Raw genomic sequence first — 23,990 nt, forward strand, 5'->3', positions numbered from 1 at the left:
CCATTCAAGGCCATCCGCATCAGCCGGGCCCCTCAATCACCTTGCGCGTGTGGCGGGCGATGACACCTTCTTCGTCGGTTGCGACGACGCGGACTTCGACCTTGCTGTCCGCCTGGCTTATGAGCGCTCCATGGGATTTGTCGGCGGCTTCGTCGATCGCCACGCCGAGCCAGCCAAGCCTCTCGCAAATCGCTTTGCGGGTCGGGGCAGAGTGCTCGCCGATGCCGCCGGTGAACACCAGGCATTCCAGCCCGCCCAACGTGTTGGCGAGGGCGGCAACTTCCCTGGCGGCGCGGAAGGCGAAAAGCTCCACCGCTTCGCGCGCCCGGCGGTCGTCGCTGGCCTCCAGCGTGCGCATGTGGCCGGAAATGCCGGACACGCCGAGCAGGCCGGATTTCTCGTAGAGCATGTCTTGCAGCGCCTCCCCGGAAATGCCTCTTTCCAGCAGCAGGTACAAAAGCACGCCCGGATCGATGGTGCCGCAGCGTGTGCCCATGACCAGGCCGTCAAGCGCCGAAAAGCCCATCGTCGTATCGACGCTTCGCCCGTCGCGCATGGCGCACAGGCTCGCCCCGTTGCCGAGATGGGCGACGATGGTTCTTTTTGCCGCCAGATCGGGCGATATCTGCTTGAGCCGGCCGGCGACATATTCGTAGGAAAGTCCGTGAAAGCCGTAGCGGTGGATGCCATCCGCCTCGTAGCGGCGCGGCAACGCGAAACGGCTGACCAGAGGCTCGATGGTCCGATGGAAGGCCGTGTCGAAACATCCGACCTGCGGCAGGTCCGGCCGCAGCGCAGCAAGCGCCCGGATTGGTGCGAGACTGCGCGGCTGGTGCAGTGGCGCAAGCGGGGTCAGCCTGTCGAGAGCCTCGATAACTGTCGGCGTCAGGCGGACAGGGTCGACGAACTCGCGTCCGCCATGGACGATGCGATGGCCGGCGGCGATCAGTTTCCGTCCGCCAAGGTCGTTCTCGATCCATTGCAGCATCTGGCCGATGCCTATATCGGGGCCCATGTCGCGTGATGCGTCTGCCGCAAGTGGCCGATCGCACTGCAGCTCCCCATCGGCGGCTTTCGCGGTCAGCCTTGGCGCATCGCCCAGATCAAGCGAACCGCGCGAGGCAAGATCCAGCTCGGCTGATGCTGCAAGGTCGTAAAGTCCGAACTTGATGCTCGACGAGCCGGCATTCAACGCAAGGATCGATCGTCGCATCAATCGCCGGCCCTCGTCGCGCCGTCCTGCGGCCAAGACCATTTCTGGATCTCGGGCATGTCCTCGCCATGTTCGCGGACATAGGCCGTGTGCTCAGCCAATTTCCCATGCAGCGCCGCGGCAAGCTCCTTCGCCCGCTCGGCCAGCCCCGGCACGCGCGCGATCGCGGCAAGCGCCAGATGATAGCGGTCGAGCTGGTTGAGCACGACCATATCGAACGGCGTCGTCGTCGTGCCTTCCTCGCGAAAGCCATGCACATGCATGTTGTCGTGGTTGGCGCGCCGGTAGGTCAGACGGTGAATGAGATAGGGGTAGCCGTGATAGGCGAAGATGACCGGCTTGGCCCTGGTGAACAGTGCGTCGAATCTGTCGTCGGCAAAGCCATGCGGATGCTCGGAATTCGACTGCAAAATCATCAGGTCGACGACATTGACGACGCGGATCTTCAGGTCCGGAACGCCCGAGCGCAGGAGGTCGGCTGCGGCAAGCGTCTCCAGTGTCGGCACGTCGCCGGCGCAGGCCAGGACCACATCCGGATCTTCGCCCTTGGCCACCGTCCCGGCCCATTCCCAGATGCCGGCGCCGGCCTTGCAGTGCGCTTCCGCGTCCTCGGCGGCCAGCCATTGCGGCGCCGGCTGCTTGCCGGCGACGATGACGTTGATGCGGTTGTAGGTTTTCAGGCAGTGATCAGTGATCCACAGCAGCGTGTTGGCATCCGGCGGGAAGTAGAGCCTTACCGTGTCGGCCTTCTTGTTGGCGACGAAATCGGCAAAGCCCGGATCCTGATGGCTGAAGCCGTTGTGATCCTGCCGCCAGACATGCGAGGTCAGCAGGTAGTTCAGCGAGGCGATCGGCTTGCGCCAGGCAAGTTCGCCGGAGGTCTTCAGCCATTTGGCGTGCTGGTTGACCATGGAATCGACGATGTGGACGAACGCCTCGTAGCACGAGAACAGGCCGTGGCGGCCGGTCAGCAGATAGCCCTCCAGCCAGCCTTGGCAAAGGTGCTCGCTGAGCACTTCCATGACGCGGCCGTTACGGGAAAGATGAACGTCGTAAGGCTCGATCCGCTCCATCCAGATCCGATCCGTAACCTCGAACACGTCGTCGAGGCGGTTGGAGGATGTCTCGTCCGGTCCCATCAGCCGGAAATTCCTGGCCTCGGCGTTCAAGCGGATCACATCGCGAAGATAGCTTCCGACGGTCCGCGTCGCCTCTCCGACGGTACCGCCCGGACGCGGTACGTCGAGCGCCAGGCCTTTCCAATCGGGAAGCACGAGATCCTGTTTCAGCAGGCCGCCATTGGCGTAGGGGATTGCGCCCATGCGTCTTGGCCCTGTCGGCGCAAGTGCTGCGAGCTCCGGCAGGAGATGCCCGCCTTTGTCGAACAGTTTTTCCGGCTCGTAGCTGCGCATCCAGTCTTCGAGGATCTGGCGGTGCGCCGCATCGCCGCGTGCGTTCGACACCGGGACCTGGTGCGAGCGCCAGAAATCCTCGACTCGTCTGCCGTCGACCTTTTTCGGCCCGGTCCAGCCCTTTGGGCTTCGCAGCACGATCATCGGCCACAGCGGCCGCTCTCCCTTCCAGCCCGCGGCTCGTGCAGGCTCCTGGATGGAGTGGATCCGGTCGAGCACGGTATCGAGCGTGCGGGCCATCTCGCGATGCATCGGGGCTGGCTCATGGCCTTCCACGAAGAAGGTCTCGTAGCCATAGCCGAGGAACAGGCTGCGCAACGCCTCGTCTTCCATGCGGCCGAGGATCGTCGGACTGGCGATCTTGTAGCCGTTGAGATGCAGGATCGGCAGGACGGCACCGTCGGATGCCGGGTTCAGGAACTTGTTGGAATGCCAGGCCGCGGCGAGCGGGCCGGTCTCGGCTTCGCCATCACCGACGACGCAGGCAACGACAAGGTTCGGATTGTCGAAGGCGGCGCCGAAGGCATGGACCAGAGCATAGCCGAGTTCTCCGCCTTCGTGGATCGAACCGGGCGTCTCCGGAGCCGCGTGGCTCGGCACTCCGCCGGGAAACGAGAACTGCCGGAACAGCTTTCGCAGGCCGTCTTCGCCCCTGCCGACCTCGGGATAGATCTCGCTGTAGGTGCCCTCGAGCCAGGTGTTCGCGACCATTGCCGGGCCGCCATGACCCGGACCGCAGATGAACAGAACATCGAGACCACGTTCACGGATGATCCGGTTCAGATGCACATAGATGAAATTGAGGCCGGGCGTCGTGCCCCAATGGCCGAGCAGCCGCGGCTTGATGTGCTCGGGCCGCAAAGGCTCGCGCAAGAGCGGATTGTCGAGCAGATAGATCTGGCCAACCGAAATGTAGTTCGCGGCGCGCCAGTAGCGGTCCATCAGATCGACCTGGTCGAGGCCGATTGTTTGCGCAGCGGTGCGGGCCTCGTCGTTCATGGACATGCCTCCGGAATACCCTCGTCCGTCGTTATCTGGAGTGGCGTCGCGCCGGAGAAAGGATTTGCCTCGAAATAAGTTGGGTCGGCGCGGCCACCGCCCGCTTGCCGATCCTGCAAACCGCCACGCCAGACAAAAAGCGGGTCTCTCTTTTGGGGAACCTCAACGCATGCCAAAGGTTAGGAAGATGCACCGTATGCATAAGTCCCAAGTGGACTGCCGAGGCCCGGCATAACGACCGGCCAAAGTGCCGCTGAGCAGCTTGGGTGGCGAAAGCCCTAGGAGGAGCAAAAAATGCTCGATCTCTCCCATGCCCGCAACCAAATGGTCGATATCCACCTGAGCCGCCGTGGCATTCGCGACCGCAATGTCCTTCAGGCGATGCGCGAGGTCCCGCGCGAGGCCTTCGTCGAGCCTGGTTTCGAAGAATTCGCCTATGAGGACGGGCCGCTGCCGATCGCCGAAGGTCAGACGATATCGCAGCCCTATATCGTTGCGTTCATGATCGAAATGGCGGAGGTCGGAGCCGGTGACCACGTCCTCGAGGTCGGCACCGGATCAGGCTATGCGGCTGCCGTAATGAGCCGTATCGTCGAACGCGTCTACACGATCGAGCGCCACGCCGCCTTGGCTGAAACGGCGAGGCAGCGGTTCAAAAAGCTTGGCTACGACAATATCGAAGTCCGCACCGGCGACGGCACCAAGGGCTGGCCAGAGGCGGCACCCTTCGATGCGATCCTGGTTGCGGCCGCCGGACCCGGCGCACCGCTCGCTCTGCAGGAACAGCTCGACGTCGCCGGCCGGCTTGTCATCCCGGTCGGCGACGAATTCGACTCGCAGCGCCTGCTCAAGGTCACCCGGACCGGCGCAGCAACCTACACCGAGGAGGATTTCGGCGGCGTGCGGTTTGTTCCGCTGATCGGCGAGCAAGGCTGGGGCGAGCCAGGCAGCGACAGCCAGATAGCGGCCGAGCTTCCGCACCGGCATCAGCGCAGGAGCAGCCTGCCGCAGATGATCGCGGCCGCCGCCGAACCGCTTCCGGATTTCGACGATCCGGCCTTCGGTGCGCTGTTCGACCGGTTTGCCGACCGCCGCGTCGTCTTGCTCGGCGAAGCCAGCCACGGCACGTCGGAGTTCTACCGTGCGCGCGCCGCGATCACTCGCAGGCTGATCGAGAAGCATGGCTTCACCATCGTCGCGGTCGAGGCCGACTGGCCCGATGCCGCGGCGATCGACCGCTACGTCCGCCATCGGTCGCCGCGGCTGGGCGCCGCGCCGCCGTTCCAGCGCTTTCCCACCTGGATGTGGCGCAACACCGACGTCGCGGCGTTCGTTGACTGGATGCGAGAGCATAATGAGCGGATCAGCATATCCTCCCGGCGGGCCGGGTTCTATGGCCTCGACATCTACAATATGGGCGGATCGATCGCGGCGGTCCTGCAATATCTCGACCGCGTCGATCCGCAGGCGGCAAGGATCGCGCGCGAACGCTACGGCTGCCTGACTCCGTGGCAGAACGACCCGGCCACCTATGGCCGTGTCGCACTCACCTCCGGCTACCAGAAATGCGAGAAGGCCGTGCTCGAGCAATGCCGGGAACTGCTCGCTAGAGAGCTCGACTATGCCCAGCAGGACGGCATCGATTTCCTCGACGCCACCCAGAACGCCCGCCTGGTCGCCTCCGCCGAGCGCTACTACCGCACCATGTATTACGGCGGCGCGCAGTCCTGGAACTTGCGCGACACCCACATGTTCGAAACGCTGGAGCACCTGCTTCAGGCCCGCGGCCCGAACGCCAAGGCGGTGGTGTGGGCACATAATTCCCACATCGGCGATGCCCGCTATACCGAGATGGGGATCGTCAGGGACGAACTGAACATCGGCCAGCTCTGCCGCCAGCGTTTTGGCGACGAGGTTGCCTTGATTGGGCTCAGTACGCATTCCGGGACGGTGGCCGCCGCCACCGACTGGGACGGCGACATGGAAGTGAAACCGGTGCGGCCTTCCCACAACGACAGCTATGAGCGGCTTTGCCACGACAGCGGCGTCTCGCCTTTCCTGCTCGATTTCGAGCGCGACGACACGCTGCGCGAACGGCTTCTGGAGCGCCGGCTGGAACGCTTTATCGGCGTCATCTACCGGCCCGAGACTGAGCTCCACAGCCACTATGCGGACGCCTCGCTCGCCCGCCAGTTCGATGCTTTCGTCTGGTTCGATGAAACCAGTGCCGTGACGCCGCTTGGGCCGGAACATGCGGGGACAGGCCTTCCCGAGACCTATCCTTTCGGGCTGTAGCGAATTTGGACCCTGGGAAGCGGAAAATAGAAAGAAGGAGGTCACCGATGGCCGGAAAAAAGACTCATGAGCAGCAATTGCGCATCATCGAAGAGCGCGAGAACACGAAAAACGCCGGCAAGGATTTCGACGCCGAAGCGGATTTGAAAAAGACCAGGCAAGAGCGCGAGGCGTTCCGGCGCGGTGCCGAGCTCAGATCGGACCCGAAGGATATTGCCGATCCCGACGATCGCAACATCATCCGCGGGGAGCACCAGGAAAGCGCCCACAACAAGCACCGCGCCGACCGCTGAACGGCCGGATCGCTTGACGTTACGGCGCCGGGTCCGGTCTCTGATCTGACGGATGCAGCGTTCGGGGCCGCAAATTGGCGGACGAAGGCGCCGTCTTGATCTCCTAGGCGCTATTCGGCAAAAAATGTCGCTGCGACAGCAAGTGAGACAAGGCTCAGCATCGCCAGCCCTGCCCTGGCGACATGCGAAGCCTCCCAGACGTTGCGCAAATCTCTCCAGTCGCCGGCCTGCTTTCGAGAGAACATTGAAAAAAACGTCGCGGCTGATTTCGGCATGGCAGTGTCTTGCACCCAGAAATTATTGACGGGGTGCGTGACCAACCAATAGGTCGCATGCTCCGCCAGCAAGAAGACAAGCGCCGCCAAGGTCCACCAGAATCGGGCGCTTGGATAAGGCGTCAGGTAAAGCAGGACGGCGAGTGCAATGATGCCGCCGATCTCGGCGAACCCGCCGATCGTGAAGCCGGGATAGTAGATCGCCTGCACTGACCTGTAGGTGGCCTCCTTGAGGCGCAACTTGCCGGGCAATTCCAAAGCGTGCGCGAGCGAGAGCGCCATCGAGACGGCGACCAGAAGAAGGGTGGCGATCATCAATGCGCGCATGTTCCTGCTCCCGACCATGCCAAGGTGCGCCCGTAGATAGGGTCGTTGGTGATGCGGTAAAGGCGATGACACCCGACGTCGCCGGCAAGCCGGTCGGGTCATTCCCCGATCTGGCTGGTAGACCGTTCGTGGAGCGTGGCGCCGGTCTGCGCGTCGACCGCGACCATGCTGACCTCGTAGCCCCAGAGCTTGCGGATGTGGCGCAGCGTGGCGTCGCGGCTGCCGCCTTCCAGCACGATGCCGTCCTTGACCTTGTGCTGCAGGCGCAGATGCCGGTCGCCGAGCAGGTCCACATCCACCACCTGGATGTCGGGCCGGCTGGCGCCGATGTCGTAGCTGTGGGCGAGTGCGCCGCGGATGCTGTCGTAGCCGCGCTCATTGTGTATCGAGGCGACTTCGTAATGGGGGTCGTTGGCAGCATCGGCAAGCACGAAGAACCGCCATTTCCGTATCAGGGTCGGGCTCAGATATTGGCGGATGAAGGACTCGTCGCGATGGTTGGCCCAGGCGTCCAGCAAGGTCTGGCGCCAGTCGCCGTTGCCGGCGATGTCGGGGAACCAGTCGCGGTCCTCGGCCGTCGGCGCGGTCGAGATGCGCTGGATGTCCTGCATCATGTCGAGGCCCAGCGCGTAAGGGTTGATACCGGAAAAGCGCGGATCGTCGAACCCCGGCTGGAAGATCACGTTCGAATGGTTGCGCAGGATCTCCAGCATGGCACCTTCGCCGATCAGGCCGCGGTCGAACAAAAGGTTCATCAGCGTGTAATGCACGAAGGTGGCGCAGCCCTCGTTCATTACCTGCGTTTGCCGCTGGGGATAGAAATACTGCGCGATGACGCGGACGATCCGGATGACCTCACGCTGCCACGGTTCCAGGATCAGGCTGTTCTTCTCCAGGAAATAAAGCAGGTTCTCCTCGGGCAGCTTGAGCGATTTCTTGCGCTCCGTCATGGTATCCGTCTCGCGGACCTTGGTGCCGTCCTTGGAAGGCGGCAGCGTGCGCCACAGATCGTTGTAGGAACGCTCCTCGTACTCCAGGCGCTCGCGAAGGCCCTCGCGCTGCTTTTCCGACGACAGCTTCGGCGGCCGGTGATATCGGAACACGCCCTGTTCCATCAGCGCATGTGCGGCATCGAGGATCTCTTCCACCGCATCGACGCCATGCCGCTCCTCGCAGCGGGCAATGTAGCCCTTGGCGAAGTCGAGATAGCTGAGGATGGCGCCGGCGTCCGTCCACTGCCGGAAAAGATAATTGTTCTTGAAGAAATGGTTGTGGCCGAGTGCCGCGTGCGCCGTCACCAGGGCCTGGAGGGCCATGGTATTTTCTTCCATCAGATAGACGATGCAGGGATTGGAATTGATGACGAGTTCATAGGCGAGGCCCCGTCCGCCTTTGCGATAGAGCAGTTCCTGGTAGAGGTAGTGCTTGCCGAAAGACCAGTGCCGGTACATCAGCGGCATGCCGACCGAGGAATAGGCGTCGAGCATCTGTTCGGACGAGATGATCTCCATCTGTACCGGATAGATATCGAGGTGGAGCTCTTCGGTGGCGATCGCCTCGATGGTCTCGTAGGCGCGCGACAGCGTCCTGAAATCCCAGTCGGAACCGGAAAACAGCAGCCCGGATCTGCTCGCCATCAGCCCCCTCTTTCACCGCTCTTTTGATAACCCGGCTGTCTGGCGAAGAGCTGGCGGAAAACCGGGTAGATGTCGGCCGCCGTGGCGATGCGGCTCATCTGGAAGTTTGACCATCTCAGCTTGACCGCACTGTAGGCACGCCACAGCGACGTGCCGTTGTCGGTAGCGCCGAAGATGTGGCTCTCGCGCTCGTCGAGGATCTCGACATAGGCGAAATACTGGCAGAGCCGCATGATCTGTTGATCGAGCAGGGCGATGCAGCGCTCGGAATCGGTGACGAAATTGTCGCCGTCCGAGGCCTGGGCGACATAGATGTTCCATTCGCGGCTGGGATAGCGTTGCTCGACGATGCGGTGCATCTCCTCGAGCGCCGTGGAAACCACCGTGCCGCCGCTCTGGGTGTTGTAGAAGAAGGTTTCCTCGTCGACCTCCTGCGCCTCGTGCGTGTGGCGGATGAAGACCACCTCGGTCCGGTCATAGCGCCGTTTCAGGAACAGGTGCAGCAGCACGAAGAAACGCTTGGCCAGATCCTTCTCGCGTTCGCCCATCGAACCGGACACGTCCATCAGGCAGAACATCACCGCATTGGCGTTCGGCACCGGCTGGGCGTCGAAGCGGTTGAAGCGGATATCGACCGGATCGACAAAGGCGATCCGCTTGCGGCGGCGCTCCAGCCGCTCAAGCTCTTCCTGCAGCGCCACGATGCGCTGGCGCAGCTCGGCGTTTTGCGGCTTCGCCTCCAGCGACGCGATCTCCTGGGCGATTGCGTCGAGTTCCTCCTGCTTGGGGCGCCTGAGCGCTATGCGGCGGCCATGGCTGTTGCGCATCGTGCGCCCGACATTGATGTTGGTCGGCGAGCCGGTCGCGGCAAAGCCGGCCCGGCGCGGCTTGAAGGCGAGGATCTCCTTGAGGTTGAGCTTGACCATGTCAGGCAGTTCTAGGTCTTCGAAAAAGAGGTCGAGCACCTCTTCGCGCGACAGCACGAAACGGAAATCGTCCTCCGATTCGGTTCTCCCCGGGGCGGACCCCATGCCTCCGCCCTGGCCGGGCTTGGGCAGCCGGTCGCCTGGGGTGAAATGCTTGTTGCCGGGCAGGACGTGCTGACGGCTGCCGCTGTTCCTGGCATCGTTGAAGCTCGGCTCGCCGGTACCCCGCGCCGGCATCGAAACGGCATGCTCGGCGTCCACGTCGGCGATCTTGCCGGCGCGGATCTGATCGCGGATGGTGCGCTTCAACTCTTCGCGCGCCCGCCGCAGGAAACGCTGCCGATTGCCGAGGCTTTTGTCCTTCGGGTTCAGTCGGCGATCGATGAAGATCGGCATATGTTACCCCGGGCTGGCTTCAACCCGCCTTGTTCACCCGCATGTACCAGTCCACCAGCCGGCGGACCTGGCGCTCGGTGTAGCCGCGCTGGATCATCCGCTGCACGAATTCGGTATGCCGCTTCTCCGTCACGCTGTCCTGCTTGGAGCCGAAGCTGATCACCGGCAGCAGGTCCTCGACCTGCCCGAACATCCGCTTCTCGATGACTTCGCGCAGCTTCTCATAGCTTGTCCATGACGGGTTGCGGCCATGGTTTCTGGCCCGCGCGCGCAGCGTGAACTTCACCACTTCGTTGCGGAAGTCCTTGGGATTGGCGATGCCGGCCGGCTTTTCGACCTGCGACAGTTCGTTGTCCAAAACCTCGCGATTGAGGATCTGGCCGGTATCGGTATCCTTGTAGTCCTGATCCTCGATCCAGGCATCGGCGTAGGCGATATAGCGGTCGAACAGGTTCTGGCCGTATTCGCTGTAGGATTCCAGATAGGCCTTCTGGATCTCGTGGCCGATGAACTCGGCATAACGGGTGGCCAGCTCCGACTTTATGAAATCGAGATAGTCCGCCTCTGTTTCCTTCGGGAACTGCTCGCGCTTGATCGCCTCTTCCAGGATGTACATCAGATGCACCGGATCGGCGGCCACCTCTTCGGTGTCGTAGTTGAAGGTCTGCGACAGGATCTTGAAGGCGAAGCGGGTGCTGACGCCGGTCATGCCTTCATCGACACCGGCCGCGTTTCGGTACTCCTGGACCGACTTCGCCTTGGGATCGGTTTCCTTGAGGTTCTCGCCGTCATAGACGCGCATCTTGGTGTAGAGCGGCGAATTGTCGTGTTCGGCCAGGCGGGTCGAGACGGTGAACCGGCTGAGGATATCGAGCACTTCCGGAGCGCAGGGGCTGTTAGCCAATTCGCTCTCGCGCAACAGCTTCTCGTAGATCTGCCGCTCTTCGGTGACGCGCAGGCAATACGGCACCTTGACCACCAGGATGCGGTCGAGGAACGCCTCGTTGTTCTTGTTGTTCTTGAACTGCAGCCATTCCGACTCGTTGGAATGGGCAACGATGATGCCCTGATAGGGGAAAGCGCCGAAATTCTCGGTGCCGTTGTAGCTGCCTTCCTGGGTCGCGGTCAGCAGCGGATGCAGCACCTTGATCGGCGCCTTGAACATCTCGACGAATTCGAGCAGCCCTTGCGTGGTCCGGTTCAGCCCACCGCTATAGGAGTAGGCGTCAGGATCGGACTGGCTGAAGTTTTCCAGCTGCCTGATGTCGACCTTGCCGACCAGGGCCGAAACGTCCTGGTTGTTCTCGTCGCCCGGCTCGGTCTTGGCGATGCCGATCTGGCGCAGCCTGGACGGCATCAGCTTGACGACGCTGAATTTGGAGATGTCGCCGGACAATTCGTCGAGGCGCTTGGCCGCCCAGGGCGAGATCAGGCCGTTCAGCCGCCGCCGGGCGATGCCGTATTTGTCCTCCAAAAGGTCGCCCATGCGGTCTGGATCGAACAGTCCGAGCGGCGATTCGAAGACCGGGCTGACCTGGCCGCCGACCTTCAGCGTATAGATCGGACGCTGCTCCATCAGCCTTTTCAGCTGCTCCGCAAGCGAGGACTTGCCGCCGCCGACCGGGCCGAGCAGATAGAGGATCTGCTTGCGTTCCTCGAGCCCTTGCGAGGCATAGCGGAAATAACCGGCGATACGCTCGATCGTATCCTCCATGCCGTAAAAGTCGGCGAAGGTTGGATAGATCTTGATCGTCCGGTTCGAAAAAATACGGCCGAGCCGCTCGTCCTTGCTGGTATCGACAAAGGTCGGTTCGCCGATCGCCTCGACCATCCGTTCGGGTGCCGAGGCGTACATCGACTTGTCCTCGCGGCAGGCAAGCAGATATTGCTGGAGGCTTATCTCCTCCTGAGCCGCATTCTTGTAAACCTCGGAAAACAGATCGAAGACGTCGGATTGATTCTCACGCATGGTATTCCTAGCCCCGGAGCCGGTGTGGCTGCACGTTTGTCTCTTGAACAACCAAATGTCAGAAAGCGCTTGTGGTTCCCTTCACTTCGCAGAGAGTGCATGTGATCGAAGGATAAGAGTCTAGATAAGGACATCCTGAGTGCAGACAAGGCGTGCAACGTCCTGACCGAGGCATAAAATCCTGAATTGCACCACGCCCCGCTGACGACCCCCAACGAGACGGAGGAACGGTTCGGGTCCTTCCCGGTTGTGAGGGAAAGGAGACGGTCGATGTCTGGGAATAGTTTGTGGTTGCTCGTCGTTGCAGGCGGTCCACTGCTGCTGGCAATTCTGATCGCCTACGCCCTGCTCACGCAGCGCCGTCGCGGCCCGGCGGAGCGCAGGGAAAGCGAGCGCGCAACCGAGCGCCTGTACCGGGACAAGAAGGACTGACCGACAGGATCGCAGCTCAGCTGCCGGCAACCGCCAGCCCGGTCGCTTTTTCGGCCCGCAGCAGCATGCCGAACAGGTCGCGCGGCTCATCGGGATCGGCCAGAAGGTCTAGTTCCTCGTAAAGACCGGTCCGCTGAAGCTGATCGCGGACGTAGCGCAACGCGGAAAAATCCTCGATCGCAAAGCCGACGGAATCAAACAATGTGATCTGTAGGGCATCCGTCCGGCCTGCTGCCTTTCCTGTCATCACCTGCCACAATTCGGTAACCGGATGATCCGCATCGAGCTGCTGGCTCTCGCCTTCGATGCGCGTCTGCGGTGGATATTCGACGAAAATGTCCGAGCGCAGCAGAATGTCGCGATGCAGCTCGGTCTTGCCCGGGCAGTCGCCGCCCACGGCGTTGATGTGCACGCCGGATCCGACCATGTTGTCGGTCAGGATTGTTGCCGACCGCTTGTCGGCGGTAACCGTGGTGATGATCTGTGCACCTTCAACGGCTTCCTGCGCCGACGCGCAGAGCTTGATGTCGAAACCCATGCCGGCAAGGTTCTTCATGCATTTTGTAGAGGCCGCCGGGTCGATATCGTAGAGCCGCAGCCTGTCGACGCCAAGCAGCGCCTTGAACGCAATCGCCTGGAATTCCGATTGCGCGCCATTGCCGATGATCGCCATGCACCTGGCGGCCTCGGGAGCGAGGTATTTCGCCGCGACGGCCGAGCTTGCGGCGGTTCTGAGCGCGGTCAGGATGGTCATTTCCGAAAGCAGCATCGGATAGCCGTTGCCGACATCGGCAAGCACGCCGAAAGCGGTCACGGTCTGGCGGCCGTCACGCGTGTTCTTCGGATGCCCGTTGACGTATTTGAACCCGTAAAGCTGCCCGTCGCTGGTCGGCATCAGCTCGATGACGCCGTCAACGCTGTGCGAGGCGACCCGCGGCGTCTTGTCGAACAGCTCCCAGCGCCTGAAATCCTCTTCGATATAGGTGGCAAGCTCGAGCAGGAAGCGCTCGATGCCGATGGCAAGCACCAGCTTCATCATGCGGTCGACGCTGACGAACGGCACGATGTTCAAATTGACGGTCATGGCTCAGAACCCCCTCGTCGGGCGATCCATAATTCGCCGGCCCATCAGGCTTGCGGTCAGGTCGACTAAAAGCGTGGCGGTGCGGCCGCGCTCGTCGAGAAAAGGATTGAGCTCGACCAGGTCGAGACTGGTGACGAGGCCGCTGTCATGCAGCATTTCCATCGCCAGATGCGCCTCGCGGAAGGTGGCGCCGCCTGGAACGGTGGTGCCCACCGCCGGGGCGATCGACGGGTCGAGAAAATCGACGTCGAGGCTGACGTGCAGCATGCCGTTGGCAGCGCTCACCCGTTCGAGAAAGGCGCGAAGCAGTTGCGCAATGCCGTGCTCGTCGATCGAACGCATGTCATGGACCGTCACACCGGCTCGGCGCAACGCTTCCCGTTCCGCCAGGTCCACGCTGCGGATCCCCAGCGCGCATATGCGAGCCGGGTCCACCTGCGCTGCAAGGCGGGGGAAATAGCCCTCGAAGCCGGGCTGCCCGCTGGCGTAGGCCAGCGGCACACCATGCAAATTGCCGCTGGTGGTCGTGTCGAGCGTATGAAAATCGGGGTGGGCGTCGAGCCACAGCACGAAGAGCGGCCGGCCGGCATTCGCCGCCCGGCGGGCAATGCCGGCGAGCGTGCCGGCCGAAATGCTGTGGTCGCCGCCGAGAAAGATCGGCATCGCGTCGGCGCTCGCGGCATAGGCCGCTTCGCTGATTGCTGACGTCCAGGCGGCAATTTCCGGCAGCGCCTTCACCGCCGCGTTGCCATGTGCGACAGGACGCATGTCGGCAGGGACGATGGTTCCGAGGTCGGTCAGCGTATGGCCGAGTTCGGTCAATGCGCCGGCCAGGCCGGCGGTGCGCAGCGCACTCGGCCCCATCTCGCAGCCCATCCTGCCCGAGCCGGCCTGGATCGGCGCCCCAACGATCGTGCAATGCATGCTTATACCCCACCAATTACGATGCCTTTATTGAAGCCGGCATCGCTGGCAGAATGAACATGTCAAATTGGCAAATTTGTCGAAGTGCCTTACCACAGTGGCATCATCTACTTCCGTTGTGAGCAATCATGGACCAACTCGACGAGCAGATCATCACCTCTTTGCGGCACGACGCCCGGCGCAGCATTTCCGATCTTGCCATCAGCCTGGGTGTCTCCCGGGCAACGGTAAGGTCGCGGATCGAGCGGCTTGAACGAGACGGCGTCATCGTCGGCTACACCGTCATTCTGCGCGCCGACGCGGTCGATCAGCGCGTGCGCGGCATCATGATGATCGAGATCGAAGGCCACGCCGCCGATCGCGTCATCCGGGCGCTGGGCGGCTTCTCCGAGGTCTCGACCATCCACACCACCAATGGCCGCTGGGATCTGGTGATAGAACTCGGAACCCAGACCCTGAGCGAGTTCGACGCGGTGCTGAGACGTATCCGCCTGATCCCCGGAATTACCGGCAGCGAAACAAGCCTGCTCCTGGCAACGCCACGCACCACCAAGGCGCGGCTGTGATCTTCGCCCTTGACCTGTAGCGGTAACGAATTCCGAAGCCACGGAACCTTCAATTGCCGCCGCGGTTAGAGCAATTCCAGGAAAAGTGTGGAACGCCATTGGCGGATGTTCCCTGCCAAAGGCGTGTTTCACTTCAACCTAGAATGACGATCGGCCTGCTTCCCCGACCGGCCCTCGGATCGCCTGGGTGACGACGGTATAACGCGTGATTTGACCCTCCTCGGGGTCCTCGCCGTGGAAATGGATTGCTGCGTTCAGCGGCAGCCGCGCAGTGCTGCCGAACTGCTTGACGGCGGAGACATGCACGATCTGCATGTCGGCGTCGCGCTTCATGGCCTCCATTGCGGCCAGCTCGGCGCTGCTGCTGCCACCGATCCGCCAGCTGGCTTCCAGCACACCCGATCGCCAGATGCCCGAGGAATCGACGCCTTGGCCGATGTCATAGTTGCGTCGCGAGGCGAAAAATCCGGGATAACCATCCATCGCTGCGTCATAGGTTCTCGCCTGCGCCACGGCCAAACCCAGCGCCGGAGACAGCCGCAGCTCATCCAGCGCCTCCCATCCGCCGCGCACGACAACCAGATCGGATCCGCCGTAAACGGGCTGTCCGTCGTTGTCGGTCGTCGTCCGCTGGGTGCCGTAATAGCTGATCGACCATTCGTCGATCGTGGTTCTGCCAACGCTCAGCGTAACGATGTCGCGAAGCTGCGTTTCGAGAACAAGGCCGTATTCGCTTAGCTCAGAGGCTGGATATTGGTCCAGCAGCTTTTCGACATCGCCGACCGTCGCGGCAGTGTGCTGGTCGCGGCCCCGCGAAGCGCGCGGTGGCTTGAGCCGGACCAGCCCGAGCTCCAGCAGACGTTGCGCTGCACGCAGCGCGTCATGGCGTGAGAACGCAGTGTAGCCGGGCAGTACGGCCGCGGCGACGGCGCTGCCGAAGCCGGCGGGCCATTCTTTTGGCCGTGCCGCCGATCCGTCCACCAGCTCGTGGGTTATGGCCTTGGTGGTTGCGAGGCGCCAAGGCACCACGCCGCCGAAGAGGTCGTCGGGCCCGTTGATGCCCAGTTGGACCGCATCGGCAGCAAGCAGGCTGTCGTCCGGCACGAAATACAGCCCGCCGCTGTGACCGCCGCCCTCATGCAGGCCCTGGCGGAAGGAGAATCCCTTCAACGCCGCAATCGTGCGCGCGACGGCAGCGACGGTTTCCCGTTCGTGGGCGTAGATGGCCTCGCCGCCCGGCGCGGAGAATGCGACCACAACACCTTTCGCCCCGCTTGGTTGCTTACCGCTTAGCCCGGTCATGTCGCGCCCTTCGTCCATTGCCGAGCCCATTGCCGTTATTCCGCGGCGATGCGTCCGAACCGAAAAACCCGCTTACGCGGCGAATGTTCCGGCCAGCGGCTGGCTGCAGATTTGACCGGGTGACGGCCGCGCCGCACGTCCTGGGAGAGGCCGAGCTCGTCGGCACATTTGAGCGGGCTTGAGACCGGAGCTCGCTGTCGCATGAACTGCGGCCAACGGCCGGAATAATCCCTAGCGGTTCATGTTCATGTTAGCGTTCATCGGCATCAAATTGTGGTCGAGATTGGCCATGATCCAGATCGAGCCGCCGATCACCAGCACAACGATCAGCACGCCGAAGGCAAGCGCCAGGGCGTTGTTGGTGTTGTCCGGCCCCGTCGTGATGTGCAGGAAGAAGACGAGATGCACGCCCATCTGGGCGATCGCCAGCACGACCAGCGCCACCGGAATGCCGGGTGCCCATATCAGGTTCGTTCCGGGCAACCAGAATGAGGCGATGGTCAGCAGCGTTGCCAGCCCGAGGCCGATCACATAGCCGCGCAACCCGGATCCGACCTCGGCGTCGCCGAGGTATTCGTCACCCGGCGCCGTATCGATGTCGTAGCGCTCCAGGCCATCGGTGTCGCGCCGTTGCGCGTGGCGATCGTCAGCATTGCTCATCGACTTGCTCCCAGGAGATAGACCACCGTGAACAGGGCGACCCAGATGATGTCGAGGGCGTGCCAGAACAGGCTGAAGCACATGAAACGCCGAAGAATATCGTCGCGGAATCCCTTGGCGAAGATCTGTGCCATCATCGTGAGCAGCCACAGCAGCCCCGCCGTGACGTGAAGGCCATGGCATCCCACCAGCGTGAAGAACGCCGACAGGAAAGCGCTGCGCGTCGGTCCGGCGCCGCTGGCAACCATATGCGCGAACTCGCGCAACTCGAGCAGGATGAAGGTGGCGCCGAGCACGAAGGTGACAGCCATCGCGACATAGAACCAGGAGCTTCGCCGCGCTGTCACGGCGAGGCTGGCGAGACCGCAGGTGAAGCTCGACAACAGCAAAGCGGCCGTCTCGATCGCGACGTTGCGCAGGTCGAACAGCTCGGCTCCGCTCGGTCCGCCCGCCGTCTTGCCCGCCAGCACGGCGTAGGCCGCGAAGAAGGCCGAGAACATCACGATGTCGCTTAGAAGGAAGATCCAGAAGCCGTAGCCGACGACGATCCGGATCGGTGCCGGGCCGCCGTCGCCATGGCCGGGTGCATGGCCGTGCCCGCGATGGCCGAGGCGGTAGGGGTCACGCTCTCGAACGTCGATCGCGGTCATGGCCTTGGCCCCGTGTAGGTGGCCAGCGCCTCGCGGCGGGCACTTCGGTTGGCGCGGTCGATGCGGGCGACTTCGGCGGAAGGAATGACGTATTCGGGGATGTCGCGCCACGCGAATACGACGAAGGTGGCGAAAGCACCGAGCGCGCCGAGCACCACCATCCACCAGATGTGCCAGATGAGGGCGAAGCCCATCACGGTCGCAAAGAAGGCGCAGATGAACCCGGTGGGGCTGTTGCGCGGCATCTCGATCGGCTCGTATTCAGGCTCGTCGCGCAGCCGGTTTTGCTCGCGTGCCCGCTGCTTGATGTTCCAGTAGGGCTCTTCGCCCTCGACATGCGGAAGCGCGGCGAAGTTGAAGACCGGCGGCGGCGAGGGCGTGGCCCATTCCAGCGAGCGACCGTCCCAGGGATCTCCGGTGGCGTCGCGAAGTGCCGCGCGCTGCCGGATGCTGACGACGAGCTGTACGATCTGCGCGACCACGCCGGCGGTGGTGATTAACATGCCGGCGCCGGCAACCAGCACCCAGGGATGCCAGGCCGGAACGTCGAAATGCTGCATGCGGCGGGTCATGCCGAGCAGGCCGACAGCGTAGAGCGGCACGAAGGTGGCGTAGAAGCCGATCAGCGTCAGCCAGAAGGCCAGCTTGCCCCAGCCCTCGTGCAGCCGGAAGCCGAATGCCTTGGGAAACCAGTAGGTATATCCCGCGAAGGCGCCGAACAGCACACCGCCGATGATGACGTTGTGGAAATGCGCCACCAGGAACAGGCTGTTGTGGAGCAGGAAATCGGCCGGCGGCACGGCCAGCAACACGCCCGTCATGCCGCCGACGACGAACGTCACCATGAAGCCCAGCGACCACAGCATCGGCGTCGCGAAGCGGATGCGGCCGCCATACATGGTGAACATCCAGTTGTAGATCTTCACGCCGGTACCGACAGCGATGATGCTGGTCGCGATGCCGAACGCGGCGTTGACGTCGGCGCCGGCGCCCATGGTGAAGAAGTGGTGCAGCCACACCATGAAAGAGACGATGCAGATGAAGAGCGTCGCGGCCACCATCGAGCGGTAGCCGAACAGCGGCTTGCTGGAGAAGGTGGAGATGACCTCCGAGAAGATGCCGAACGCCGGCAGGACGAGGATGTAGACCTCGGGATGGCCCCAGGCCCAGATCAGGTTCACGAACATCAGCATGTTGCCGCCGGCTTCGTTGGTGAAGAAATGAAAGCCGAAATAGCGGTCGAGCGTCAGCATCGCGAGCGTGGCGGTGAGGATCGGGAAGGCGGCGACGATGAGCAGGCTGGCGGCGAGTGAGGTCCAGCAGAACATCGACATCCTGAGATAACTCATGCCGGGCGCCCGCACCTTCAGGATCGTGGTGACGAAATTGATGCCGGTGAGCAGCGTTCCGACGCCCGCTATCTGCACTGCCCACAAATAATAGTCGACGCCGACGCCCGGCGAGTAGGCGGTCTCGCTGAGCGGCGGATAGGGCAGCCATCCGGTGCGCGCGAATTCGCCGATCACCAGCGAGATGTTGACCAGCAGCGCACCGGTGGCGGTGAGCCAGAAACTCACCGAGTTGAGCGTCGGAAAGGCAACGTCGCGGACGCCTAGCTGCAGCGGCACGACCAGGTTCATCAGGCCGATGACGAACGGCATCGCCCCGAAAAAGATCATGATGGTGCCGTGGGCGGAAAAGACCTGGTTGAAGTGGTCCGGCGGCAGATAGCCGGGCGCCTGGAAGGCGAGGGCCTGCTGGGACCGCATCATGACGGCGTCGCTGAAGCCGCGCAGCAGCATCAGCAGCGCCAGCAGCGTGTACATCACGCCAATCCGCTTGTGATCGACGCTGGTGATCCATTCGCGCCACAGATAGGGGAAATGGCCGGCCAGGAAGACCCAGGCCAGCACGCCGAGGATTGCCAGGGCGACGACCGCCGAGGCGATCATCGGCAGAGGCTGATCGAACGGAATGACGTCCCAGCTCAATTTTCCGAGCATTGTCAGCCTCCTGTCGTGGGCGATTCGCCCGGCTCGGGGCGACCGGCCTGGGGACCGGGTGCGGGCGGAACGCCTTGCGTCGCGATTTCATAGAAAAGGTCCGGCTCGACCGAGCGATAGGTCGAAGGCGGCACGTCCAGGCTCTGTCTGGCCAGTTCCTGGTAGCTGGCCTTGTCGAGTGCCTGTCCCTGGCTTCGCGCCGAATTGACGAATGCATCGAAGGCGTCCGCCGCGACGGCATGCAGCACGAATTGCATGCCAGGAAAACCGTCGCCGCTGAAATGGGCAGACCGCCCATAGAATTCGCCCGGCTGATCCGCCTGCAGGTGAAGCTGCGTCGTCATGCCGTTCATCGTGTAGATCATGCCGCCGAGCTGAGGCACGAAGAACGCGTTCATGACGCTTGCCGAGGTGAGCGAGAAATGCACCGGCCTGCCCACCGGCACCACAAGCTGGTTGATGCTCGCGACATTCTGCCCGGGGTAGATGAACAGCCATTTCCAGTCGAGCGAGACGACCTGCACCTCAAGCGGCTTTTGCTGGGAATCCAGCGGCTTCATTGGATCGAGGTCATGCGACCCGATCCAGATGATGCCGCTCAGAAACAGGATGACGAGGATGGGGATCGACCAGACGACCAGTTCGATGCGTCCGGAATAGGCCCATTCCGGCAGATACTGCGCTCTTGTGTTGGTCTCACGGAACCACCAGGCAAAACCGAGCGTCGCCACGATCGTCGGGATGACGATGGCCAGCATGATGGCAACCGAATTGAGCAGGATCGTACGCTGCGCGGCGCCGACCGGCCCTTGCGGGTCGAGCACGCCGCCCTGGCAGCCGGCAAGCAGCCCGGCAACAAGCATCGTCGCGCCGACGCGGCCAAGACGGATGGCGGCACAGTTTCGAACGATCGCCCTCAGCAACATGAGATCTCGCCGTTTCCTGAAAACCGATTGGAATGTTGCAGGCAGCGTGGCTGCCAACCCCGAATGTGCGCGCCCGTGTGGCCACAGTTCCTTCACGCATGCTCCGGCTGGCAGAACCGCATGCGGCGGATGTCATCGTTAGGCGGTCGACCTGTCGAGAACCCCTCCAAATCCTAAAAACCAGCGGCAAATCCCAAGCAACCAGAGCCAAATCCTAAGAAACCAGAAACAGTACCCAGATCGAAGTTATCGCCAGAAACGTGGCGAATGCCAAGGCGGCAAACCAGTTCATCGCCGCGCCCATAGTTGGTCCATTTGCCCTGCTCCGTGCGACGTGGCTGCTGATTCCAGTGATGCTGCTCCAGATGACTGGCGCCAACCGAACGAATGTTCGTCGCGAAAGTTCCCAAAAAACCGGATCCATCGCAGCCTTTGGTTGCAGGGCCGGGCGGCAATGCGATGCACACCAGGGGCGGTTGGACGGCTTTCCTGCCAAGCGGAAGCGAGGGTCGGCTTTGCGTATGTAAAAACTACTTGTCTAGGTGAAAATTATTGCTACTAATCGGCTGACCCGGCACATGGCCGGCTCTGCGAGGAATTTTCGGCATGACAAGACTGCGCGGCCTCGCGTGGGATCACCGACGCTGCTGGGGTCCGCTCGACGCCAGCATCGGGCCGTATTGCGTCGCCAATCCCGGTCTTGAGATCGAATGGGACCGCCGCAGCCTTTACGAGTTCGGCGAGGGCGCGCTTGGTCCGGTGCTCGACGTCTATGATCTCGTCGTGTTCGACCATCCGTTCATTGGCGATATTGCCGAAGGCGGGCTGATGGTGCCGTTCGATTTGTCGGCTGAGCAGCGCCGCGGTTTCGAACAGGATTCAGTTGGCGCATCCTGGCAATCCTACGCAAGGGACGGGCGCCAATGGGCGTTGCCGATCGATGCTGCCTGCCAGGTTGCCTCGTATCGCCCCGATCTCCTGGAGCGCTACGGACCGCTGCCGCGCAGCCATGACGAGGTGCTGGATCTCGGCCGGCGCGCCTTGAAGGACGGCAAATGGCTTGGGCTGCCGTTGGTGCCGACTGACGCTATGTGCCTGCTTTTGACGCTGGGTGAGCCCAGCGAAGACGGCGACGAGTTCATCGCCGGGGAAAAGATCGAGCGGGCCGTCGGGCAATTGCGCCAGCTTGCCGCGCTGTCGCACCCGAACTCGCCGAAATGGAACCCGATCCGCTGCTACGATCACATGATCGCGCATGACGACGTGGTCTACGTGCCGTTCGCCTTCGGCTATGTGAACTATGCCTCCAAGGCAGACAGGCCGTTTCTGCGCTTCGCCGACGTGCCGACGCCGCGATCCGCCGGCGCCTTGCTCGGCGGCGCCGGCATCGGCGTCAGCGCCCAATCGAAACACAAGCAGGCTGCCATCGATTACGCGCTGTTTCTGTGCTCGCCCGGCTATCAGCGCGGCGACTATGTGAAATCCGGCGGACAGCCGGGATCGTTGGCGGCGTGGCAGGATGCCGAGGTCAACGCTCTCTCAGGCGGCTTCTTCGCCTCGACGCTGGCGACGATCGAAGCCTCCTATCTGCGCCCGACCCACCCGGGCTTCATCAGCTTCTTCCGCCAATGCGCCCCTCATGCCGCGGCGGCCATCGCCGGCGAATTGCCGGCGGCGGAACTCGCGGACCGGCTGAACCGACTCTATCGCGAGACCAGGCAGCCGCAACGGAGCGTCGCGTAATGGCCACCGATATTGCCCAGGTCGTCGACGAAGGGGAAAGCGGCCGCAACGGCTACCGCGTGCCGGCGGTAGAGAAGGCGCTCGATATCTTGGAATTCATGGCTGCCAGCGGCGAGCCGCTGACCCAGACCGAGATTGCCACCGGAATGGGGCGCTCCATTCACGAGATCTACCGCATCCTGCTGCTGCTGGAGAAGCGCGGCTACATTTTCCGGACGCAATCGGACCGCTTCCGCCTGTCGCTGAAGCTGTTCGAACTGGCGCATATGCATCCGCCGGTGAACCGCCTGGTCGAATGCGCGCTGCCGGTGATGCGCGGCCTCGCCGCCAATGCCGACCAGAGCTGCCATCTGGTCGTGCGCGAAGGCGAGAGCGCGCTGGTCGTGCTGCAGATCGATTCGCCTTTGCCGATGCGTTATTCGGTTGCCCTTGGCTCGCATTTCCCGATCCTCGAAACGAGTTCCGGCGCGGTGCTGCTGGCGCATTCAAGCCGCGCCGAGCGCGACCGCATCGTCGAGCGGATCGTCGCTGCAGGCGAAGGCCAAGGCAGCCGGGCGGAAATCGAAGCGCGGCTGAACGAGGTCGCAAGGCTCGGCTATGAAATGCGCGCCTCGCTGGCTGTCGAGGGCTGCACCAACATCTCGATGCCGGTGCGCGACCATACCGGCGCCGTCATTGCCGCGCTCACCGTCCCGTTCTTGCCGCAAAAGGCCGCGCGCTTCGATCGCAAGACCGTCTTCGAGCGGACGAAGGCGGCGGCCGAGACGATATCGGCGGCGCTGGGCGCGGGCGAAGCTGCCGCCTCTTCACGTGCCGACCCGGAACGGCGGGACTATCCGTTCAGCAACTGACAAGAAATACAGGGAGAAGAAACATGAACTGGTCCAAATCGATGCTGTTTGCCTCGGCGGCGGTGCTGGCTCTGAGCGCGCCCGCGGCACAGGCCGAAAACATGCCGAAGCGCATCGGCTACGTCACCAACTATGCCACGCATGAGTGGTATCAGAACGTCATCAAGGGCATGCAGTCCCGCGCCAAGGAACTCGGCATCGAGCTCGAGGTGCAGGACGCCAATCTGGACGTTGCCAAGGAGGTCTCGGCGGCCGAAGATTTCATGGCCAAGGGCGTCGACGTCCTGATCATCACGCCCGTCAACGAGGAAGGCGTCGTGCCGCTGCTGCGCCAGGCGAAATCCAACAACGTTCCGGTCGTGCTCGAAGGCAATCCGGTCAAGGGCATGACCACAATGGTCGCGATCTGCGACTACGACACCGGCTACACCGCCGGCGTCGAAGCCGGCAAATACGCCAAGGAAAAGCTCGAAGGCAAGGCCAAGGTGATGAATGTCGGCCTGCCGCTGCTGTCGGCCACCGTCCTGCGGTCGCAGGGTTTCATGGACGGCCTGAAGACCATCATCCCCGACGCGGTCATGGTCCACGACCTCGACGGCGGCGGCAATCCGGATCGCGCGCTCGAAGTCTCTTCGGCGGCTCTTGCCAAGAACGCCGACATCAACATCATCTACGGCATCAACGATTCCTCCTCGCTCGGCGGCCTTCAGGCCTGGAAAGCGGCCGGCAAGTCGCAGGACGGCCTGTTGACGGTCGGCACCGGCGGCGAAGGCCTCGCCTTCATCAATGCCATGCAGAATGAACCGTCCTACCGCATCGAAGCCGCGATGTTCCCGGAAAAGGAAGGCTACACCGCCATCGATGCAGCGGTTAAGCTCTTCAACGGCGAGGAGGTGCCGGAACACATCGTCAGCCCGACCGCGCCGATGAACGGCGACGACTGGAAGAAGTTCTACGACTACGATGGCACCACACGAACGATCAAATGGGATGCCGTCAATGCGCTCCAGCCGCCGGAAAAGTGCATGAAAACCTCGGCTGACCTGAAGAAGTAAGGATTCCGGCTAGCCCTTCCCGCACGGCGGGAAGGGCATCGGATCGGATGCC

Annotated in this window: 21 protein-coding genes; 7 read left to right on the plus strand and 14 right to left on the minus strand. The window is 62.9% G+C overall.

The window, feature by feature from the left end; translation table 11 throughout:
• Positions 1-19 precede the first annotated feature (19 nt).
• Positions 20-1,213, minus strand: a complete 1,194-nt coding sequence (locus AC0L2Y_RS04645; protein WP_473554124.1) for an acetate/propionate family kinase — start codon at positions 1,211-1,213, stop codon at positions 20-22.
• Positions 1,213-3,624 (minus strand): phosphoketolase family protein, encoded by a 2,412-nt coding sequence (locus AC0L2Y_RS04650; RefSeq protein ID WP_473554127.1) that lies wholly within the window; start codon positions 3,622-3,624, stop codon positions 1,213-1,215. The genes AC0L2Y_RS04645 and AC0L2Y_RS04650 overlap by 1 nt, the downstream gene beginning before the upstream one ends.
• A gap of 294 nt (positions 3,625-3,918) precedes the next feature.
• On the opposite strand from AC0L2Y_RS04650, the gene AC0L2Y_RS04655 reads away from it, so the two are divergent.
• Together AC0L2Y_RS04655 and AC0L2Y_RS04660 are read left to right on the plus strand one after the other, a co-directional pair.
• Positions 3,919-5,919, plus strand: a complete 2,001-nt coding sequence (locus AC0L2Y_RS04655) for a protein-L-isoaspartate(D-aspartate) O-methyltransferase (protein WP_473554129.1) — start codon at positions 3,919-3,921, stop codon at positions 5,917-5,919.
• A gap of 47 nt (positions 5,920-5,966) precedes the next feature.
• A complete protein-coding gene (locus AC0L2Y_RS04660) occupies positions 5,967-6,212 on the plus strand; it encodes a hypothetical protein (RefSeq protein ID WP_023720508.1) in 246 nt (81 codons plus the stop codon).
• Between the two features lie 110 nt (positions 6,213-6,322).
• On the opposite strand, the gene AC0L2Y_RS04665 is transcribed toward AC0L2Y_RS04660, so the two are convergent.
• From AC0L2Y_RS04665 to AC0L2Y_RS04680, 4 genes are all read right to left on the minus strand, one after another.
• Positions 6,323-6,814 carry a DUF1772 domain-containing protein gene (locus AC0L2Y_RS04665; protein ID WP_473554130.1) on the minus strand — a complete coding sequence of 164 codons (492 nt, stop codon included), beginning with the start codon at positions 6,812-6,814 and terminating at the stop codon, positions 6,323-6,325.
• Between the two features lie 98 nt (positions 6,815-6,912).
• Complete coding sequence (locus tag AC0L2Y_RS04670; protein WP_473554133.1) at positions 6,913-8,451, minus strand: SpoVR family protein; 1,539 nt, start codon at positions 8,449-8,451, stop codon at positions 6,913-6,915.
• A complete protein-coding gene (locus tag AC0L2Y_RS04675; RefSeq protein WP_352492152.1) occupies positions 8,451-9,773 on the minus strand; it encodes a YeaH/YhbH family protein in 1,323 nt (440 codons plus the stop codon). Before AC0L2Y_RS04675 ends, AC0L2Y_RS04670 begins: the two co-directional genes overlap by 1 nt.
• Positions 9,774-9,792: 19 nt before the next feature.
• Positions 9,793-11,742, minus strand: coding sequence for a PrkA family serine protein kinase (locus AC0L2Y_RS04680; protein ID WP_352449545.1), 1,950 nt, complete (start codon positions 11,740-11,742; stop codon positions 9,793-9,795).
• Positions 11,743-12,012: 270 nt separating this feature from the next.
• Between AC0L2Y_RS04680 and AC0L2Y_RS04685 the strand changes: the two genes are divergently transcribed.
• Positions 12,013-12,174 (plus strand): hypothetical protein, encoded by a 162-nt coding sequence (locus tag AC0L2Y_RS04685; protein WP_473554136.1) that lies wholly within the window; start codon positions 12,013-12,015, stop codon positions 12,172-12,174.
• 16 nt (positions 12,175-12,190) lie between these two features.
• Here AC0L2Y_RS04685 and AC0L2Y_RS04690 read toward each other — a convergent pair whose 3' ends face one another.
• Entirely contained in the window at positions 12,191-13,258 is a 1,068-nt protein-coding gene (locus AC0L2Y_RS04690) for an ornithine cyclodeaminase (protein WP_473554137.1), read from the minus strand.
• 3 nt (positions 13,259-13,261) lie between these two features.
• A complete protein-coding gene (rocF, locus tag AC0L2Y_RS04695; protein WP_473554139.1) occupies positions 13,262-14,182 on the minus strand; it encodes an arginase in 921 nt (306 codons plus the stop codon).
• A gap of 128 nt (positions 14,183-14,310) precedes the next feature.
• On the opposite strand from rocF, the gene AC0L2Y_RS04700 reads away from it, so the two are divergent.
• Positions 14,311-14,748: an Lrp/AsnC family transcriptional regulator gene (locus tag AC0L2Y_RS04700; protein ID WP_292655471.1), complete on the plus strand. Its 438-nt coding sequence runs from the start codon at positions 14,311-14,313 to the stop codon at positions 14,746-14,748.
• A 138-nt stretch (positions 14,749-14,886) separates the two neighbouring features.
• Here the strand turns inward: AC0L2Y_RS04700 and AC0L2Y_RS04705 are convergent, their stop codons facing one another.
• From AC0L2Y_RS04705 to AC0L2Y_RS04730, 6 genes are all read right to left on the minus strand, one after another.
• The gene (locus AC0L2Y_RS04705; RefSeq protein ID WP_473554141.1) at positions 14,887-16,080 is read right to left on the minus strand and encodes a DUF3182 family protein; all 1,194 of its coding nucleotides are present in this window, start codon (positions 16,078-16,080) and stop codon (positions 14,887-14,889) included.
• A 201-nt stretch (positions 16,081-16,281) separates the two neighbouring features.
• Entirely contained in the window at positions 16,282-16,710 is a 429-nt protein-coding gene (gene cyoD, locus AC0L2Y_RS04710; protein ID WP_352862925.1) for a cytochrome o ubiquinol oxidase subunit IV, read from the minus strand.
• Positions 16,707-17,360, minus strand: coding sequence for a cytochrome o ubiquinol oxidase subunit III (gene cyoC / locus AC0L2Y_RS04715; RefSeq protein WP_473554144.1), 654 nt, complete (start codon positions 17,358-17,360; stop codon positions 16,707-16,709). Before cyoC ends, cyoD begins: the two co-directional genes overlap by 4 nt.
• The gene (gene cyoB / locus AC0L2Y_RS04720; protein WP_473554145.1) at positions 17,357-19,363 is read right to left on the minus strand and encodes a cytochrome o ubiquinol oxidase subunit I; all 2,007 of its coding nucleotides are present in this window, start codon (positions 19,361-19,363) and stop codon (positions 17,357-17,359) included. Before cyoB ends, cyoC begins: the two co-directional genes overlap by 4 nt.
• Before the next feature lie 2 nt (positions 19,364-19,365).
• Complete coding sequence (gene cyoA / locus AC0L2Y_RS04725) at positions 19,366-20,289, minus strand: ubiquinol oxidase subunit II (protein WP_473554146.1); 924 nt, start codon at positions 20,287-20,289, stop codon at positions 19,366-19,368.
• 173 nt (positions 20,290-20,462) lie between these two features.
• Positions 20,463-20,699 (minus strand): hypothetical protein, encoded by a 237-nt coding sequence (locus AC0L2Y_RS04730; protein ID WP_473554147.1) that lies wholly within the window; start codon positions 20,697-20,699, stop codon positions 20,463-20,465.
• Positions 20,700-20,895: 196 nt separating this feature from the next.
• On the opposite strand from AC0L2Y_RS04730, the gene AC0L2Y_RS04735 reads away from it, so the two are divergent.
• From AC0L2Y_RS04735 to AC0L2Y_RS04745, 3 genes are read left to right on the plus strand one after another with little or no spacing between them, the layout of a single operon-like run.
• On the plus strand, positions 20,896-22,032 hold the full coding sequence (locus AC0L2Y_RS04735) for an extracellular solute-binding protein (protein ID WP_473554149.1): 1,137 nt from the start codon (positions 20,896-20,898) through the stop codon (positions 22,030-22,032).
• Positions 22,032-22,883, plus strand: coding sequence for an IclR family transcriptional regulator (locus tag AC0L2Y_RS04740; RefSeq protein WP_352492162.1), 852 nt, complete (start codon positions 22,032-22,034; stop codon positions 22,881-22,883). Before AC0L2Y_RS04735 ends, AC0L2Y_RS04740 begins: the two co-directional genes overlap by 1 nt.
• A gap of 23 nt (positions 22,884-22,906) precedes the next feature.
• The gene (locus AC0L2Y_RS04745) at positions 22,907-23,938 is read left to right on the plus strand and encodes a sugar ABC transporter substrate-binding protein (protein WP_473554150.1); all 1,032 of its coding nucleotides are present in this window, start codon (positions 22,907-22,909) and stop codon (positions 23,936-23,938) included.
• Positions 23,939-23,990 lie beyond the last annotated feature (52 nt).

The organism is Mesorhizobium sp. WSM4830 (genome assembly GCF_055811495.1).

Bases quoted from the DNA above. Each gene is read 5' to 3' on its own strand.
- AC0L2Y_RS04645 (WP_473554124.1), bottom strand. From the start codon at position 1,213: ATGCGACGATCGATCCTTGCGTTGAATGCCGGCTCGTCGAGCATCAAG.
- AC0L2Y_RS04650 (WP_473554127.1), bottom strand. From the start codon at position 3,624: ATGAACGACGAGGCCCGCACCGCTGCGCAAACAATCGGCCTCGACCAG.
- AC0L2Y_RS04655 (WP_473554129.1), top strand. From the start codon at position 3,919: ATGCTCGATCTCTCCCATGCCCGCAACCAAATGGTCGATATCCACCTG.
- AC0L2Y_RS04660 (WP_023720508.1), top strand. From the start codon at position 5,967: ATGGCCGGAAAAAAGACTCATGAGCAGCAATTGCGCATCATCGAAGAG.
- AC0L2Y_RS04665 (WP_473554130.1), bottom strand. From the start codon at position 6,814: ATGCGCGCATTGATGATCGCCACCCTTCTTCTGGTCGCCGTCTCGATG.
- AC0L2Y_RS04670 (WP_473554133.1), bottom strand. From the start codon at position 8,451: ATGGCGAGCAGATCCGGGCTGCTGTTTTCCGGTTCCGACTGGGATTTC.
- AC0L2Y_RS04675 (WP_352492152.1), bottom strand. From the start codon at position 9,773: ATGCCGATCTTCATCGATCGCCGACTGAACCCGAAGGACAAAAGCCTC.
- AC0L2Y_RS04680 (WP_352449545.1), bottom strand. From the start codon at position 11,742: ATGCGTGAGAATCAATCCGACGTCTTCGATCTGTTTTCCGAGGTTTAC.
- AC0L2Y_RS04685 (WP_473554136.1), top strand. From the start codon at position 12,013: ATGTCTGGGAATAGTTTGTGGTTGCTCGTCGTTGCAGGCGGTCCACTG.
- AC0L2Y_RS04690 (WP_473554137.1), bottom strand. From the start codon at position 13,258: ATGACCGTCAATTTGAACATCGTGCCGTTCGTCAGCGTCGACCGCATG.
- rocF (WP_473554139.1), bottom strand. From the start codon at position 14,182: ATGCATTGCACGATCGTTGGGGCGCCGATCCAGGCCGGCTCGGGCAGG.
- AC0L2Y_RS04700 (WP_292655471.1), top strand. From the start codon at position 14,311: ATGGACCAACTCGACGAGCAGATCATCACCTCTTTGCGGCACGACGCC.
- AC0L2Y_RS04705 (WP_473554141.1), bottom strand. From the start codon at position 16,080: ATGGGCTCGGCAATGGACGAAGGGCGCGACATGACCGGGCTAAGCGGT.
- cyoD (WP_352862925.1), bottom strand. From the start codon at position 16,710: ATGAGCAATGCTGACGATCGCCACGCGCAACGGCGCGACACCGATGGC.
- cyoC (WP_473554144.1), bottom strand. From the start codon at position 17,360: ATGACCGCGATCGACGTTCGAGAGCGTGACCCCTACCGCCTCGGCCAT.
- cyoB (WP_473554145.1), bottom strand. From the start codon at position 19,363: ATGCTCGGAAAATTGAGCTGGGACGTCATTCCGTTCGATCAGCCTCTG.
- cyoA (WP_473554146.1), bottom strand. From the start codon at position 20,289: ATGTTGCTGAGGGCGATCGTTCGAAACTGTGCCGCCATCCGTCTTGGC.
- AC0L2Y_RS04735 (WP_473554149.1), top strand. From the start codon at position 20,896: ATGACAAGACTGCGCGGCCTCGCGTGGGATCACCGACGCTGCTGGGGT.
- AC0L2Y_RS04740 (WP_352492162.1), top strand. From the start codon at position 22,032: ATGGCCACCGATATTGCCCAGGTCGTCGACGAAGGGGAAAGCGGCCGC.
- AC0L2Y_RS04745 (WP_473554150.1), top strand. From the start codon at position 22,907: ATGAACTGGTCCAAATCGATGCTGTTTGCCTCGGCGGCGGTGCTGGCT.